Genomic DNA, 14632 nt, shown 5'->3' with positions numbered 1-14632 from the left:
CGGGTCGTCAGGGCCGCAGTGCGGTCGTCGCCCTGTCTCGATGCGTCAGATCAGGATGCGTTCTCGGTGCCCGCCATCCGTCACTCGCCAGCAGACTGCGAATCGCCTCGCCCTGGAGCTCGCCGTGCTCGATCACGAGCAGTCCTCCTTGGCGCAGGAGCGCCATGGCTCTGCGACTGAGCACTCGCACGATGTCGAGGCCGTCCGCTCCGCCGTACAGCGCCATGGCTGGGTCGAACAGTCGGACTTCCGGATCCCGGGGAATCGCGTCGTCCGGCACGTACGGTGGATTCGAGATCACGACGGACACCGTGCCGTCGAGTTCTCCCAGCGAATCGGCGAGATCGCCCTGCACGAGCGTGAGGTTCTCGGCATCCGCCGTGTTGCGGGCGGCCCACGCATGCGCGTCGGGCGAGAGTTCGACCGCGAAGACGCGGGAGTGCGGCACCTCGGTGGCCATCGCCAGCGCGATCGCGCCGCTCCCGGTGCAGAGGTCGACCCCGATCGGCTCCGGGTCCGGGGCATTCGAAAGCGCATCGATCGCGAACTGAGCGACGGTCTCGGTCTCGGGCCGCGGAACGAAAACGCCGGGTCCCACCGCGAGTTCGAGGTGCCTGAAGGGCGCGACGCCGGTCAGGTGCTGCAGCGGCTCGCGCGCCTCGCGACGGACCACGAGCGCGTCGAGCGCTGTGACGTCCTGCTCGCCGATCGTGTCACCACGCACGATGGCGGCCTGCACCTCGCCTCGGCGCAGCCGCCGTACGTGGCCGGCGAGCAGCTCGGCATCCACGAGGGGGTCGGGCACTCCGGCTGCGGCAAGACGCTCTGCTGCGGCGCGGACGACTGCTGCAAGGGTCACTTCGGCCATCCCTTCAGCGTACGGTGTCGCACTCGCCCTCCCCCGACACATTGTCCCGGCGGTGCATCGACTCGAATAGGCTTGCGGTGCAACGTTCCGCGTACGAAAGGCCAGCACATGTCCGGCATCCATTCCGACATCACGACCGCTTTCGGCAACACGCCGCTGGTTCGATTGAACCGCGTCACCGAGGGCGTCGGAGCGACTGTCCTGGCGAAGCTCGAGTACTACAACCCTGCATCCAGCGTGAAGGATCGCATCGGCATCGCGATGATCAACGCGGCCGAGGCATCCGGTGAGCTGAAGCCGGGCGGAACGATCGTGGAGTCGACCAGCGGCAACACCGGCATCGCCCTCGCGATGGTCGGTGCAGCACGCGGTTACAAGGTCATCCTGACGATGCCGGCGTCGATGTCGAAGGAGCGCCGAGTGCTGCTCAAGGCGTTCGGCGCCGAGATCGTGCTCACCGACCCGACCAAGGGCATGAGCGGTGCGATCGAGGAGACCAAGAAGATCGTCGCCGACACACCGGGTGCCGTCTGGATCAAGCAGTTCGAGAACGCCGCGAACCCCCAGATCCACCGCGAGACGACCGCGCAGGAGATCCTCCGCGACACCGACGGCGACATCGACATCTTCATCGCCGGCGTGGGCACCGGCGGTACCATCACCGGCACCGGCCAGGCGTTGAAGGCCGTGAAGCCCGATGTGAAGGTCATCGCCGTCGAGCCGAAGGACTCCCCCGTCCTCAGTGAGGGACACCCCGGCCCGCACAAGATCCAGGGCATCGGTCCGAACTTCGTTCCGGACGTGCTCGATCGTGATGTGCTCGACGAGGTCATCGCGGTGGAGTTCGACGAGTCGCTGCGCCTGGCGCGTGAACTCGCCGCCAAGGAAGGCCTGCTCGTCGGAATGTCTTCGGGTGCCGCGCTGTCCGCGGCCCTTCAGGTCGCCGCGCGGCCTGAGAACGCAGGCAAGACGATCGTCGTGGTCATGCCGGACACCGGCGAGCGATACATCTCGACCGCGCTGTTCGAGGATCTGCGCGAGAGCTGACGCGCACATGGGCACGATCGGCCGAATGCGCGAGGATGTCGCGGCTGCGCGCCTTCGCGACCCCGCTGCGCGCAGCGGAGTCGAACTGGTGCTGCTCTACCCCGGACTGCACGCGATCTGGTGGCATCGCGTGTGGCACCGGCTCTGGCGGCGTGACATCCGCCTGCTCGCGCGTGCCGGCTCGCAGATCTCGCGATTGCTCACCGGGATCGAGATCCACCCAGGGGCGAAGATCGGAAGGCGCTTCTTCATCGATCACGGGATGGGCGTCGTTATCGGCGAGACCGCGGAACTCGGCGACGATGTGATGCTGTACCACGGGGTCACCCTCGGCGGGCGCACGCGCGACGCGACCGGCAAGCGCCACCCGACACTCTCGAACGGCGTGGTGGTCGGAGCCGGCGCGAAGATCCTCGGGCCGATCACGGTCGGCACCAATACCGTCATCGGCGCCAACGCTGTCGTCACGAAGGACGCGCCGAGCGAAAGCATCCTCGTAGGTGTCCCCGCCAAGGCGCGGCGGCGAAGCGATCACGACGACTTCTCCGACCTGCGCGTCGTGTCCGACTATTCGATCTGAACAGGTCAGGCCTTCCGTCGCTCCTCGGCGTCGCGCTTCAGGAAGATCAGCGGAAGAAGAACAGTGCCGAGCGCCGAGGTCAACCAGACGATCAACACGCCGAGCAGCCAGCCGGTGAGGTCGATGATGCGCAGGCCGCCGATCCGGCAGCAGCACGACGACGATGAGCGCCACGAGCGTCGAGAAGACGCCGATCCCGCCCATCAGCACCGGTGCGTAGCGGTCGGCGAGCTTGGCGATCAGAGGACTCAGGATGCTCTGCAGAATCGCGAAGATTACGATGCAGACGACGAAGCCCCACCACTTGTCCCACTGGATCTGGAAACCCGGCTTCACCAACCCCGTCTATGTGGCACGAACCTCCGCTTCATCGAGGAAATGCGGAGGTTAGCGCCGCATAGACGGGCGGGGATCGGAAGCCGCGGCACGCGCTTGTCGGATCCTGCGAACCGCCTCGGACGGAGCTCGGAAGACGTGCACCAGGGTGAGGCGCACGACCGTCCACCCCGCTTCCGCGTACGACTGGTACTTGTCGATGTCCCGCTGCAGCTGCTTTCGGACCAAGTGTCCGTCACTCTCATACTCGATTGCGATCTTCAGATCGGGGTACGCAAGCTCGCTGCAACCGAGAAACCTACCGAACTCGTCGTAGACGTCGAAGTCGAGAACGGGTTCCGGTAGTCCCGCGTCACGAATCAGCAAGCGAATTCGGGTCTCAGGCGGTGACGATGCGCCGATGCGCGCCAGTTGCAACGCATCACGCAGCTTCGGTGCACCCGGTCGACCCTTTCTCTCACTCAGCGCGAAGAGCTCTTCACGAGTGGCCATCGGACCGTCGGTCACCGGTCTGAAGCCGCCCGGATGGCGCGGCACCCTGAGCACCGCGTCGGTTGCCGCGATCAGATCGTAGAGCCCCAGACGATTGCCGAGCGTCGCCCATGTGCTGGCAGCATCCGTCACGGGGAAGCCTGCGCACTCGCCCAGGTGGATGAAACCGCGCGTGAACTTGTGGCCTTGGACGTCCGGTCGGCGCGGTGCACGCTCGGGCCGGTGAGTCCCCACGTGCACGTGCGTGTCCGGCCACGCATACGACGGCAGCGGGATGTGCCATGCCACTGCCGCACTCGGACCGCAGAAGAACGCGTTCGGTGCGAGAACCGGGAGGTAGGCGGTCATCAGTCGGAGGTGTGCATTGCGACGTTGCTCCCACAGGTCGGCATCGCCAGGCGCGTCCGCTGCTACCACGATGCGCGCTCCGCGAAACGGCGCCTCCAGATCGATACCGCGCAGCCTTCGTTCAGACACCCCACGCATTCGCGCGTCGGCGATTGAGAACGACTCGGGAAGGCTTTCTGGAAGTGGTGGAGTTGGCCACGGCATCCCCTCACCCTGCCCGACCCGCACGACGCCGGCTCCAGTTCTCCACAGCCTCCGTCTATGTGGCGCAAACCTGCGCTTCAGCGGGAAAATGCGGAGGCTTGTGCCACATAGACGGGCTTGAGGGTGCGATCAGGAGTCCTGACCGACGGCGGCGAGGCGAGCCTCTTCGTCTGCTGCGATCGCGCTGTCGATGATCGGATCGAGCGCGCCGTCCATCACCTGATCGAGGTTGTAGGCCTTGAACCCGGTGCGGTGATCTGCGATGCGGTTCTCGGGGAAGTTGTACGTGCGGATGCGCTCTGAGCGGTCCATGCCGCGGATCTGCGACTTGCGGGCATCGGATGCCGCAGCATCCAGCTCCTCCTGTCGCCTGGCGAGGATGCGTGCGCGCAGCACGCGCATGCCGGCCTCACGGTTCTGAAGTTGCGACTTCTCGTTCTGCATCGACACGACGATGCCGGTCGGAAGGTGGGTGATGCGCACGGCCGAGTCCGTCGTGTTGACCGACTGCCCACCAGGGCCGGATGAGCGGTACACATCGATCTTGAGATCGTTCTGGCTGATCTCGACCTCGTCCGGCTCGTCGACTTCCGGGAACACCAGCACACCGGTGGTCGAGGTGTGGATGCGTCCCTGCGACTCTGTCGCCGGCACCCGTTGCACACGATGCACGCCACCCTCGTACTTGAGGTGCGCCCACACGCCCTGCGCGGGGTCGGAAGATGAGCCCTTTATCGCGATCTGGACGTCCTTGTAACCGCCCAGGTCGGATTCATTGCGATCCAGAAGCTCGGTCTTCCAGCCCTTGTGCGCGGCGTACTGCATGTACATACGAAGCAGATCGGCGGCGAACAGCGCCGATTCGGCGCCACCCTCCCCCGCCTTGATCTCCATGATCACGTCGCGCGCATCGTCAGGATCGCGCGGGATCAGGAGTCGGCGCAGCCTCTCCTGAGCCTGCGCCAGGCCTGCTTCCAGGCTCGGCACCTCCTCGGCGAACGCGTCGTCCTCCTTGGCCAGCTCGCGTGCGGCCTCGAGGTCATCGGTCGCCTCGACCCACGCGTCGTACGCGGAGACGATGCGGCTGAGCTCGGCGTAGCGACGGTTGACCCGCTTCGCGCGAGCCGCATCGGCGTGCACCGCCGGGTCGGAGAGTTCCTCCTGCACCCGGCGGTGTTCGTCGATGAGGGCCTGGACGGATTCGAACACGCGCCTATGCTCCGATCAGCGTCGGATCAGCGGATGTTGTTCTCGTGGCTGTGGCTCGAGCCGCCTGCGACGGGTGCAGGCATCGACTTCTGCATCTGCACGAGGAACTCGACGTTGGAGTTCGTCTCCTTCAACTTGCCGAGGACGACCTCGAGAGCCTGCTGCTGGTCGAGACCCGCAAGGGCGCGACGCAGCTTCCAGGTGATCTTGACCTCGTCTGCAGAAAGGAGCATCTCCTCGCGACGGGTGCTCGACGCGTTGACGTCGACGGCCGGGAAGATCCGCTTGTCCGCCAGCTGACGCGACAGGCGCAGCTCGCTGTTGCCGGTGCCCTTGAACTCCTCGAAGATGACCTCGTCCATCTTGGATCCGGTCTCGACGAGAGCCGTGGCGAGGATCGTGAGCGATCCGCCGTTCTCGATGTTGCGCGCGGCTCCGAAGAAGCGCTTCGGCGGGTAGAGCGCCGAAGCGTCGACGCCTCCGGTGAGGACTCGACCGGATGCCGGGGCGGAGATGTTGTAGGCGCGGCCGAGGCGCGTGATCGAGTCGAGCAGCACGACGACGTCGCGTCCCAACTCGACCAGGCGCTTCGCGCGCTCGATGGCGAGTTCTGCGACCGTGGTGTGGTCTTCGGCCGGGCGGTCGAAGGTCGAGGCGATGACCTCGCCCTTCACCGTGCGCTCCATGTCGGTGACCTCTTCGGGGCGCTCGTCGACCAGCACGACCATGAGGTGGACCTCGGGGTTGTTCTGAGCGATGGCGTTGGCGATCTGCTGCAGCACGATCGTCTTGCCGGCCTTCGGCGGCGCGACGATGAGGCCGCGTTGGCCCTTGCCGATCGGCGCGACCAGGTCGATGATGCGCTGCGTCAGCTTCTCGGGCGCCGTCTCCAGGCGCAGACGCTCCTGCGGGTAGAGCGGTGTGAGCTTGCCGAACTCGACGCGCGTGGCGGCGTCCTCGACCGAGAGGCCGTTCACCGAATCGACCTTCACCAGGGCGTTGTACTTCTGACGGCCCTGCTGCTCGTTCTCGCGAGGCTGCTTGATGGCACCGACGATCGCGTCGCCCTTGCGCAGGTTGTACTTCTTCACCTGGCCGAGCGAGACGTACACGTCGCTGGAGCCGGCGAGGTAGCCGGTGGTGCGCACGAAGGCGTAGTTGTCGAGCACATCGAGGATGCCGGCGATCGGGATGAGGACGTCGTCCTCGCCGATCTCGGTCTCGAACTCGTCGGAGGTCGTGCCACTGCGACGCTTGTTGCGCTGACGTCCACGACCGTTGCCGTTCTCGTCGTCGGAGGAGGGGCCGTTCTGCTGCTGCTGCGGTGCGTCCTGACCACCGTTACGACCACGGTTGCGACTGCGGTTGCGGCCCCGTCCACGGCCGGTGCCCTCTTCACCCTCGCTGGATTCAGCGCCGTTGCTGTCGCCGGAGTCGGCCTTCGCGGCCGGCTGCCTGTTCTGCGACTGCTTGCTGTCGGACTGGGTGGCGTCGGAATCCTTGCTGGCCGGCTTCTCGTCCTGAGCGCCATCGGCGGGCTTGTCCGTGGCGGAGCTGTCGGACGATGCATCTGCTGCTGCAGCCGCGGCTTCTGCCGCGGGTTCAGTCTTCTTGGCACCGCGGCGTCCGCGACCAGTGGTCTTCGGCGCAGCCTTCGCCGGTGCACTGTCGGTCGGAGCGGCCTCTGCCTGCTCGGTCTTGGCCTCCGCGGACGCGGTCTGTTCGGCGTCGGCGGGTGCGTCTGATGGGGGTGCGGCGTCAGCGTCTGCCTTCTTCGCACGGCTGCGGCGGGGGGCCTTCGCCTTTGGCGCGACGGGCTCGGCAGGCGCCTCTGCGGCAGGGGCAGCTTCGGCCGGCGCGGTTTCAGCCGCCGAAGCGGCCTCTGCCTGCTCGGCCTTGGCGGCCGCGGTCGCGGTGTTCGCCCGGCGAGGCGCACGCTTGCGCGGCGGTGCCTTCTCGGCCACGGCGGTCTCAGAAGCTGCGGGCGCAGCGTCTGCTACGGCAGCGGGCGCCTCAACAGCGGTCGATGCCTGGTGGTTCTGGGTCTCGGAGAAATTCTCCACGAGTACTCCCTCATATGTCGTGGGAAATGAGCATGTCTCGCGCACAACGGGTGCTGCGCGCGATCGCACGGGCAGATGCTCGGCACCTGCCGGCCAGGACCAGGAAAGAGGTTCTGGCGGTTGCGTGCGGATCTCGCAGAATTGCGATGGGGGCCAGATTCACGAATTACGTGGAGCCCTCCGCTCGATCCCTTACTGTACCACCACGCACGTCGACGGCGAGCATGAGAGCCTCCCACGGGGTGTCGACGGCGGATGCGGCGAGTTCAGCGGCTTCGAGTCGGCTCCCCGGCCCGTCCGCGAGCACGAGGACGCTGGGCCCTGCCCCGGAGACGACCGCGGCGAAACCGGCTTTGCGGAGCGTCTGGACCAGGGCGTGGGTCTCGGGCATCGCCTCCGCCCGGTAATCCTGGTGCAGGCGGTCAGCTGTCGCGTCGAGCAGGAGTTCGGGGCTCTGGGTGAGCGCAGCGATCAGCAGGGCTGAGCGGGAGACGTTGAACACGGCATCCTCGCGCGACACCTGTGGCGGCTGCAGCGAACGCGCCAGAACGGTGGACATCGTGCGCTCGGGAACGAGCACGAGCGGTGCGACGCCACGGTGCACGAGCAGCTTCTTGTGCTGTGGACCGCGCTCCCCCGTCCAGGCGATCGTGAGCCCGCCGAACAGCGCCGGCGCGACGTTGTCCGGATGCCCTTCGAGTTCGGTGGCGAGGCGCAGGAGGTCGATGTCCGAGAAGTCGACTTCACCCTCCAGCAGCCCTTTGGCCGCAAGGACTCCCGCTGTGACAGCGGCGCCGGAGGAGCCGAGTCCACGGCCGTGCGGCACGCCGTTGTGCGCGGTGATCCGCAGCCCCGGCATCACGCGCCCCACGTCGTTGTACACGTGCTCGATGGAGCGGACGACGAGGTTCGACTCGTCGCGGGATATCTCGGAGGCGCCGGATCCCGTCACCTCGATCTCGAGACGGTCGTCGGAGAGAACGGAGACGGCGAGCTCGTCATAGACGCTGAGCGCGAGGCCGAGCGTGTCGAATCCAGGACCGAGATTCGCACTCGTCGCCGGTACCCGCACTGTGACGGTGCGCCCTTCGACAGGCTCAGAGACCGCGACGACCATCATTCGCCTTCCACGCGCAGAACCGAGACGACGCGCTCGACGACAGCGCTCGCAGCGAGCTGCGCGACGGTGTCGCTGAGCGCCTGCTCGGTGGCCTTGTGGGTGCCGATGATGAGACGCGCGGTCGCGTCTTCGTCGCCCTCCCCTTCGACGGTCTGCACGACCGTCGCCACCGAGACGCCGCCCTCGCTCAGGATGCCGGCGACCGCCGCGAGCACGCCAGGCTGATCGTCGACCTCGAGCGTGATCTGATAGCGGGTGATGACGTTGCCGATCGGAACCGTCGGCAGGTTCGCGCGGGTCGATTCGCCCACGCCGACGCCGCCAGCGATGTGGCGACGTGCGGCAGAGACGACGTCGCCGAGCACGGCTGACGCGGTCTGCACGCCGCCTGCGCCTGCGCCGTAGAACATCAGCGAGCCGGCGGCCTCTGCTTCCACGAACACCGCGTTGTTCGCACCGTGCACCGATGCGAGCGGGTGCGTGCGTGCGACCAGCGCCGGGTAGACCCGCACCGAGATCGACTCGGCACCACCGACGTCGAGGCGCTCGCATACGGCGAGCAGCTTGATCACGAACCCGGCGGCGCGGGCTTCCTCGATCATCGACGGCGTGATCTGCGTGATGCCCTCTCGATGCACGGCATCCAGCGGAACCGCCGTGTGGAAGGCGAGCGAGGCGAGGATCGCGGCCTTCTGCGCGGCGTCATAGCCGTCGACATCCGCAGTGGGGTCCGCCTCCGCGTAGCCCAGGTGCTGCGCATCGGCGAGCACCTCGCCGAAATCGGCACCTTCGCCGTCCATGCGGTCGAGGATGTAGTTCGTGGTGCCGTTGACGATGCCCATCAGGCGCACGACGCGGTCCCCTGCCAGAGAATCACGCAACGGACGGATGATCGGGATGGCGCCGGCCGCTGCCGCCTCGTAATAGACGGAAGCACCGACCTGATCGGCGGCCTCGAACAGTTCAGGGCCGTGCGTCGCGAGCAGCGCCTTGTTGGCGGTGACCACGTCAGCGCCGGACTTCAGCGCCAGCAGCAGGTTCTCGCGTGCGGGCTCGATCCCGCCCATCAGCTCGATCACGATGTCGCTGCCGACGATCAGGTTTTCCGCGTCGGTCGTGAACAGCTCCTTGGGGAGATCGACGTCGCGCTTCGCATCGACGTCACGCACTGCGATGCCGGCGAGTTCGAGGGAGGCTCCGGACCGGTCGGCGAGTTCGTCACCGTGCTGCAGCAGGATGCGGGCGACCTGCGATCCCACAGCGCCCGCGCCGAGCAGCGCCACCCTCAGTCGTCGGTACTGCCCTGAACTGCTCCCCTGGAGGTGGGTCATCGTGCTCCTTCGTTCGCGCTGATCCCGGCATCCCGGGCCAACAGGTCGTCGATACTCTCTCCGCGCACGATCACGCGGGAATGACCGCCTGAGACCGCGACGACCGGAGGTCTGGGGACATGGTTGTAGTTGCTCGACAGCGAGGCGCAGTACGCGCCGGTGGCGGGGACGGCGAGAAGGTCACCCGGTGCGATGTCGGCGGGAAGGTACTCGTGGTCGACGACGATGTCGCCCGATTCGCAGTGCTTGCCGACGACGCGCGCCAGGGCAGGACCACCAGATCCGATGCGGGACGCGAGACGCGCGGAGAACTGCGCTCCGTAGAGGGCCGTGCGCGCATTGTCGCTCATCCCGCCGTCGACACTGACGTAGAGGCGGCTCGCACCGGAGTCGAGACGCACCTCCTTGGTTGTCCCGACCTCGTACAGCGTGACGCCTGCTGTGCCGACGATCGCGCGTCCCGGCTCGAAGGCGAGGCTCGGCAGAGCGATGCCTCGCGCCGCGCAGCCCTCTGCGACCGCAGTGACGATCTCGGCGGCGAGCTGTTCGATCGGCGTCGGGTCGTCGACGCTCGTGTACGCGATTCCGAAGCCGCCGCCGAGGTTCAGCAGCGGGATGTCGCCGCCGGCGAGCAGCTTCTCATGCAGCTCCAGCACCCGTGACGCGGACTCGCGGAATCCGGCGACCCCGAAGATCTGCGACCCGATGTGGCAATGCAGACCGACGAACTCCAGTCCAGGCAGCTCTCTGATGCGGGCGACCGCCACCTCAGCATCCGCGAATGTCATGCCGAACTTCTGATCCTCGTGGGCCGTCGCGAGGAAGTCGTGGGTCTCGGCGTGCACGCCGTTGTTGACGCGTACGAGCACGCGCTGCACTGCGCCGGTGCGCACTGCCACCGCGGCGATGCGCTCGATCTCGATCGCGCTGTCGACGATTATCGAACCGATGCCGACCTGCACCGCCCGTTCGATCTCGTCGACCGACTTGTTGTTGCCGTGGAATCCGATGTTCGCGGGCTCGACACCTGCCGCGAGTGCGACCTCGAGTTCGCCCCGGGTGCACACGTCGACGTTGAGGCCCTCTTCGGTCACCCAGCGGGCGACCGCGGTGGAGAGGAAGGCCTTGCCCGCGTAGTACACCCGCGCCGTGGTCTCATGCGCGGCCGCTGCCGCCGCGAACGAGTCATGGAATGCGCGAGCACGAGCACGCACCTCTTCCTCATCGAGGACCAGCAGCGGAGTGCCGTACGAGCGAACGAGCTCGGTCGCGGACATGTCGCCGATCGCGAGCACGCCATCGCGGTCGCGACGAGCGGATGCCGGCCACACCGACGGCGCCAGCGCATTCGGGTCTTCGGGCGCGATGAGCCACTCAGGGGCGAGCGAGACAGCAGAAGGATGCACCACACACCAATCGTCGGGAGGGATCCTCGGGCAGGATCGCGCCATACGAGGTTGCCCCGATTCTAAGGCACCTAGAACGCCCGGCCCGCATACGCAAGCCCTTCCCGGACGCAGATCACGAATCATTACGGTGGAGTCATGCAGAGCGCGCACAAGACCGACTCAGACAAGAAGCCGAGCGGGATGGCAGGACTCATGAAGTCCGTCATCGCCTGGGCGTTGGAGCGGAAGCTCGTACGTGCCGCGCTCCTCTACGTCGAGCGGCGCGGTCCGATGCTCGCCGACAGCGTCACATACCGCGCGCTCTTCAGCGTGTTCGCCGGCCTGCTGCTCGGATTCTCGATCGCCACCATCTGGCTCGCGGGCAACGATGAGGCGTGGGCGGCCATCATCACGGCGATCGACTCCGCGATTCCCGGCCTGGTGGGAGAAGGGGGCGTCGTAGAGGATCCATCGGCGATCGACGCCGTCGGAGGACTCTCGATCGCGGGAATCATCTCACTGATCGCGTTGATAGGTGCCGCGCTGGGCGCGATCGGTTCACTGCGCACCGCCGTGCGCAGCATCGCCGGCACCGTCCTCGACGACGTGTTCTGGCTCTGGGTCATACTTCGCAACCTCGCCCTGGCGATCGGAATCGGGTTGTCCTTCCTGGTCGCGGCGGCGATCACGTTCGTCGCCCGCATCGGAATCGGCTTCGTCACGGATCTGCTCGGCCTGCCCGAGGATGCCGTGCCGGCGGTCTGGGGCATCCGGACCGTGTCGCTTCTCATCGTCTTCGCGCTGGATGCACTCCTGATCTTCGGCGTGTTCCGGCTGCTGTCAGGGCAGCGCGGTTCGGCACGCGTGATCTTGCCAGGCGCACTCCTCGGTGGGGTGGGCCTGCTCGGGCTTCAGGAGCTGTCGAGTCTGTTCGTGGGAGGTGCGACCTCCAACCCGCTGCTCGCATCCTTCGCTTCGCTGCTCGCGCTGCTGATCTGGCTGAACCTCAGCGCTCAGGTCATCCTCGTCGCCTGCGCGTACATCGTCACCGGCGTCGAGGAGAAGCACGATCGCGTGTCGGCCAGGGAGGGCGCACGCACGTTCGCGCAACGACGAGTACGGCGCGCCCAGCAGGATGTGCAGATCGCAACGGATGCGCTGCGCGCCGCGGAGAAGGCCGCAGCCGCCGAGCGCGAGGCCTAAGGGCAGACGCCGTTCTCCTGCAGCGTCTCGTCGGTCACGATCGCGCCGTCGACCTGAACGTCGACCACCACCTCGTTGCCGTCTACGGCGAGGCCGGTCATGGTGAGTCCCGCCGGAAGCTGATCTGCGATGCAGATGCGCTGCGTCTGAGTGAGCTGCTCGGCGATCGAGCCGAAGCGGTCGGCGACCTGCTGGGCGTTCAGCGTGGTGCCCGCCACCTGCAGCGAGACGGGAGTCAGCAGCAGTTCTCCTGCATCTGCGCCAGGCGTGACCGTCAAGGCGAGCGGCAGCAAGATGCCGAACACGGGAACGCTGCCCGATACGGTTACGTCGGGCTCGTCGAATTCGACAGTATCGATCGGCAGATCGGATGCCGCGACGAGCGCAGTGAACTGCTCGTCGTCGATACGTACCGTGCCCCACGCGTCTTCAAGATCTCCCCCGCGCAGCGGGATTCCGGTCGCTGTGACATCAGCCGCCCCGGTGACGCCGCCGATCGTGACGGACCCGGTGGTGAGATGCAGCTGGTCGAGCCTGCCGCCGATCAGCTGCGGCAGCAGGATGCCGGCTGCATCGACGTCGAGCTGCTGGTCGGCCGGAAGCTCGAGCTGCTCGATGACGATGCCGCGTACGACGCCTGGCAGGACGGCGCGTGCGATCAGCTCCGCGGCGACGACCAGCACCGCAAGAATCACGACGACGAGCAGAACCCATGGCCAGCGCGCGCGGCGGGTTCGTTCGGCCGAGATCACATGCGTTCCGGAGCAGACACGCCGAGCAGGCCGAGCCCGTTGCGCAGAACCTGGCCGGTGGCGTCGTTGAGCCACAGGCGCGTACGGTGCACGCTCTCGATCGGGTCGTCGCTCAGCGGAGTTACGCGGCAGTTGTCGTACCAGCGATGGTAGAGCCCCGCGAGCTCCTCGAGGTAGCGGGCGACACGGTGCGGCTCGCGCACCTGCGCGGCGAAGGCGACGATGCGCGGGAACTCCTGCAGCGCACCGAGAAGCGCCGACTCGGTCTCGTGAGTCAGTGTCTCGGGGGCGAACTCGGAGCGATCGACGCCGGAGTCTGCGGCGTTGCGCCCGACGTTGTGCGTGCGGGCGTGCGCGTACTGCACGTAGAAGACAGGGTTGTCGTTGGTGCGCTTCTGCAGCAGCTCAGGATCGAGGTCGAGCGGTGAGTCCGCAGGCGAGCGCTCCAGCGAGTATCGCAGCGCGTCGGTGCCGAGCCAGTCGAGCAGATCGTCCATCTCGATGATGTTGCCCGCGCGCTTCGAGAGCCGGGCGCCGTTGATCGACACCATCTGGCCGATCAGCACCTCGACATTCTTCTCCGGATTCTGACCTGCGGCACCGGCGACCGCCTTGAGACGATGCACGTACCCGTGGTGGTCGGCGCCCAGCAGGTAGATCTTGTTCTCGAACCCGCGGTCGCCCTTGTTCAGGTAGTACGCGGCGTCGGCGGCGAAATACGTGTACTCGCCGTTGGACCGGCGGATGACGCGGTCCTTGTCGTCGCCGAAGTCGGTGGTGCGCACCCAGACGGCGCCCTCCTCGTCGAAGACATGCCCCTGTTCGCGCAGGCGATCCACCGCCTGATCGATGAGGCTCACGCCCGCGGCATCCTTCTCATGCAGCGTCCGCTCCGAGAACCACACGTCGAAGGGAACGTTGAAGCGGTCGAGCGAGCGCTTGATCTCAGCGAGCTGGAAGTCGTACGCGAAGTCCTCGGCGACCTTGAGCTGCTCTGCATCGGGCAGTTCGAGCAGATCAGGGCGCGCCTCGACCACGCGCTCCGCGAGCGTCACGATGTACTGGCCCGGGTAGCCGCCCTCGGGGGTCGGCTCGCCCTTCGCCGCCGCGACTATCGAGCTCGCGAAACGCTGCATCTGCGCGCCGGCATCGTTGATGTAATACTCGCGGATCGCGTTCGCGCCGCTGGCGAGCAGCAGGCGGACGATCGAGTCGCCGAGTGCGGCCCAGCGGGTGTGGGCAATGTGGAGCGGACCTGTCGGGTTCGCCGACACGAACTCGACGTTGACGCTGACGCCGGCCTGCGAGTCGTTGGTGCCGTACGCGATGCCGGTATCGACGATCGTCTTGGCGAGGACGCCTGCCGCAGCGGCATCGAGGCGGAAGTTGATGAACCCTGGGCCGGCGACTTCTGCGCTCTTCACGCCGTCGACGGCGACGATCTCGTCGGCGATGCGCTGTGCGAGTTCACGGGGGTTCGTGCCGAGCTTCTTCGCGAGTCGCATCGCGATGTTGGACGCCCAGTCGCCGTGGTCCCGGTTGCGCGGACGCTCCAGCGCGATGTCGGATGCATCGATGCCCAGCGCCTCATCGGGTCGCAAGGACGCGGCGATCGGCGTGACAACGGCGAGGAGGGCTTCGGCGAGGGTATCGGGGTTCATATCCCGTCAAGTCTACGGCGCGTCGCACGC

Annotated in this window: 12 protein-coding genes; 3 read left to right on the top strand and 9 right to left on the bottom strand. The window is 67.0% G+C overall.

Going from position 1 to position 14632, the window contains the following annotated elements:
• Positions 1–7: 7 nt before the first annotated feature.
• Positions 8–868 (bottom strand): peptide chain release factor N(5)-glutamine methyltransferase, encoded by an 861-nt coding sequence (prmC, locus tag HDC95_RS02405; protein WP_259061580.1) that lies wholly within the window; start codon positions 866–868, stop codon positions 8–10.
• 108 nt (positions 869–976) lie between these two features.
• On the opposite strand from prmC, the gene cysK reads away from it, so the two are divergent.
• Both cysK and epsC read left to right on the top strand, forming a co-directional pair.
• Positions 977–1915, top strand: a complete 939-nt coding sequence (gene cysK, locus HDC95_RS02400; RefSeq protein ID WP_259061579.1) for a cysteine synthase A — start codon at positions 977–979, stop codon at positions 1913–1915.
• A 7-nt stretch (positions 1916–1922) separates the two neighbouring features.
• The gene (gene epsC / locus HDC95_RS02395) at positions 1923–2495 is read left to right on the top strand and encodes a serine O-acetyltransferase EpsC (protein WP_259061578.1); all 573 of its coding nucleotides are present in this window, start codon (positions 1923–1925) and stop codon (positions 2493–2495) included.
• 387 nt (positions 2496–2882) lie between these two features.
• Here the strand turns inward: epsC and HDC95_RS02390 are convergent, their stop codons facing one another.
• The 6 genes from HDC95_RS02390 to lysA all read right to left on the bottom strand — a co-directional run bounded on the left by HDC95_RS02390 (position 2883) and on the right by lysA (position 11007).
• Positions 2883–3800 (bottom strand): hypothetical protein, encoded by a 918-nt coding sequence (locus tag HDC95_RS02390; RefSeq protein WP_259061577.1) that lies wholly within the window; start codon positions 3798–3800, stop codon positions 2883–2885.
• Positions 3801–4004: 204 nt separating this feature from the next.
• Positions 4005–5084, bottom strand: a complete 1080-nt coding sequence (gene prfA / locus HDC95_RS02385; RefSeq protein WP_259061576.1) for a peptide chain release factor 1 — start codon at positions 5082–5084, stop codon at positions 4005–4007.
• Between the two features lie 26 nt (positions 5085–5110).
• A complete protein-coding gene (gene rho, locus HDC95_RS02380; RefSeq protein ID WP_259061575.1) occupies positions 5111–7147 on the bottom strand; it encodes a transcription termination factor Rho in 2037 nt (678 codons plus the stop codon).
• Between the two features lie 166 nt (positions 7148–7313).
• Positions 7314–8264, bottom strand: a complete 951-nt coding sequence (gene thrB / locus HDC95_RS02375; RefSeq protein ID WP_259062197.1) for a homoserine kinase — start codon at positions 8262–8264, stop codon at positions 7314–7316.
• Complete coding sequence (locus HDC95_RS02370) at positions 8264–9598, bottom strand: homoserine dehydrogenase (protein ID WP_259061574.1); 1335 nt, start codon at positions 9596–9598, stop codon at positions 8264–8266. Before HDC95_RS02370 ends, thrB begins: the two co-directional genes overlap by 1 nt.
• A complete protein-coding gene (gene lysA / locus HDC95_RS02365; RefSeq protein ID WP_259061573.1) occupies positions 9595–11007 on the bottom strand; it encodes a diaminopimelate decarboxylase in 1413 nt (470 codons plus the stop codon). Before lysA ends, HDC95_RS02370 begins: the two co-directional genes overlap by 4 nt.
• A 135-nt stretch (positions 11008–11142) precedes the next feature.
• On the opposite strand from lysA, the gene HDC95_RS02360 reads away from it, so the two are divergent.
• A complete protein-coding gene (locus HDC95_RS02360) occupies positions 11143–12189 on the top strand; it encodes a YihY/virulence factor BrkB family protein (protein ID WP_259061572.1) in 1047 nt (348 codons plus the stop codon).
• Here the strand turns inward: HDC95_RS02360 and HDC95_RS02355 are convergent.
• Both HDC95_RS02355 and argS read right to left on the bottom strand, forming a co-directional pair.
• On the bottom strand, positions 12186–12941 hold the full coding sequence (locus HDC95_RS02355) for a DUF2993 domain-containing protein (RefSeq protein WP_259061571.1): 756 nt from the start codon (positions 12939–12941) through the stop codon (positions 12186–12188). The genes HDC95_RS02360 and HDC95_RS02355 overlap by 4 nt on opposite strands.
• Positions 12938–14602: an arginine--tRNA ligase gene (gene argS / locus HDC95_RS02350; protein ID WP_259061570.1), complete on the bottom strand. Its 1665-nt coding sequence runs from the start codon at positions 14600–14602 to the stop codon at positions 12938–12940. Before argS ends, HDC95_RS02355 begins: the two co-directional genes overlap by 4 nt.
• Between the last annotated feature and the right edge of the window lie 30 nt (positions 14603–14632).

It is taken from the genome of Microbacterium sp. AK031 (assembly GCF_024807145.1).
Classification (GTDB): Bacteria; Actinomycetota; Actinomycetes; order Actinomycetales; family Microbacteriaceae; genus Microbacterium.
This window is presented reverse-complemented; position numbering and strand designations above follow the sequence as displayed.

Excerpts from the sequence above, each read along its gene's own strand:
- prmC (WP_259061580.1), bottom strand. The coding sequence starts at position 868 with ATGGCCGAAGTGACCCTTGCAGCAGTCGTCCGCGCCGCAGCAGAGCGT.
- cysK (WP_259061579.1), top strand. The coding sequence starts at position 977 with ATGTCCGGCATCCATTCCGACATCACGACCGCTTTCGGCAACACGCCG.
- epsC (WP_259061578.1), top strand. The coding sequence starts at position 1,923 with ATGGGCACGATCGGCCGAATGCGCGAGGATGTCGCGGCTGCGCGCCTT.
- thrB (WP_259062197.1), bottom strand. The coding sequence starts at position 8,264 with ATGGTCGTCGCGGTCTCTGAGCCTGTCGAAGGGCGCACCGTCACAGTG.
- HDC95_RS02370 (WP_259061574.1), bottom strand. The coding sequence starts at position 9,598 with ATGACCCACCTCCAGGGGAGCAGTTCAGGGCAGTACCGACGACTGAGG.
- HDC95_RS02360 (WP_259061572.1), top strand. The coding sequence starts at position 11,143 with ATGCAGAGCGCGCACAAGACCGACTCAGACAAGAAGCCGAGCGGGATG.
- argS (WP_259061570.1), bottom strand. The coding sequence starts at position 14,602 with ATGAACCCCGATACCCTCGCCGAAGCCCTCCTCGCCGTTGTCACGCCG.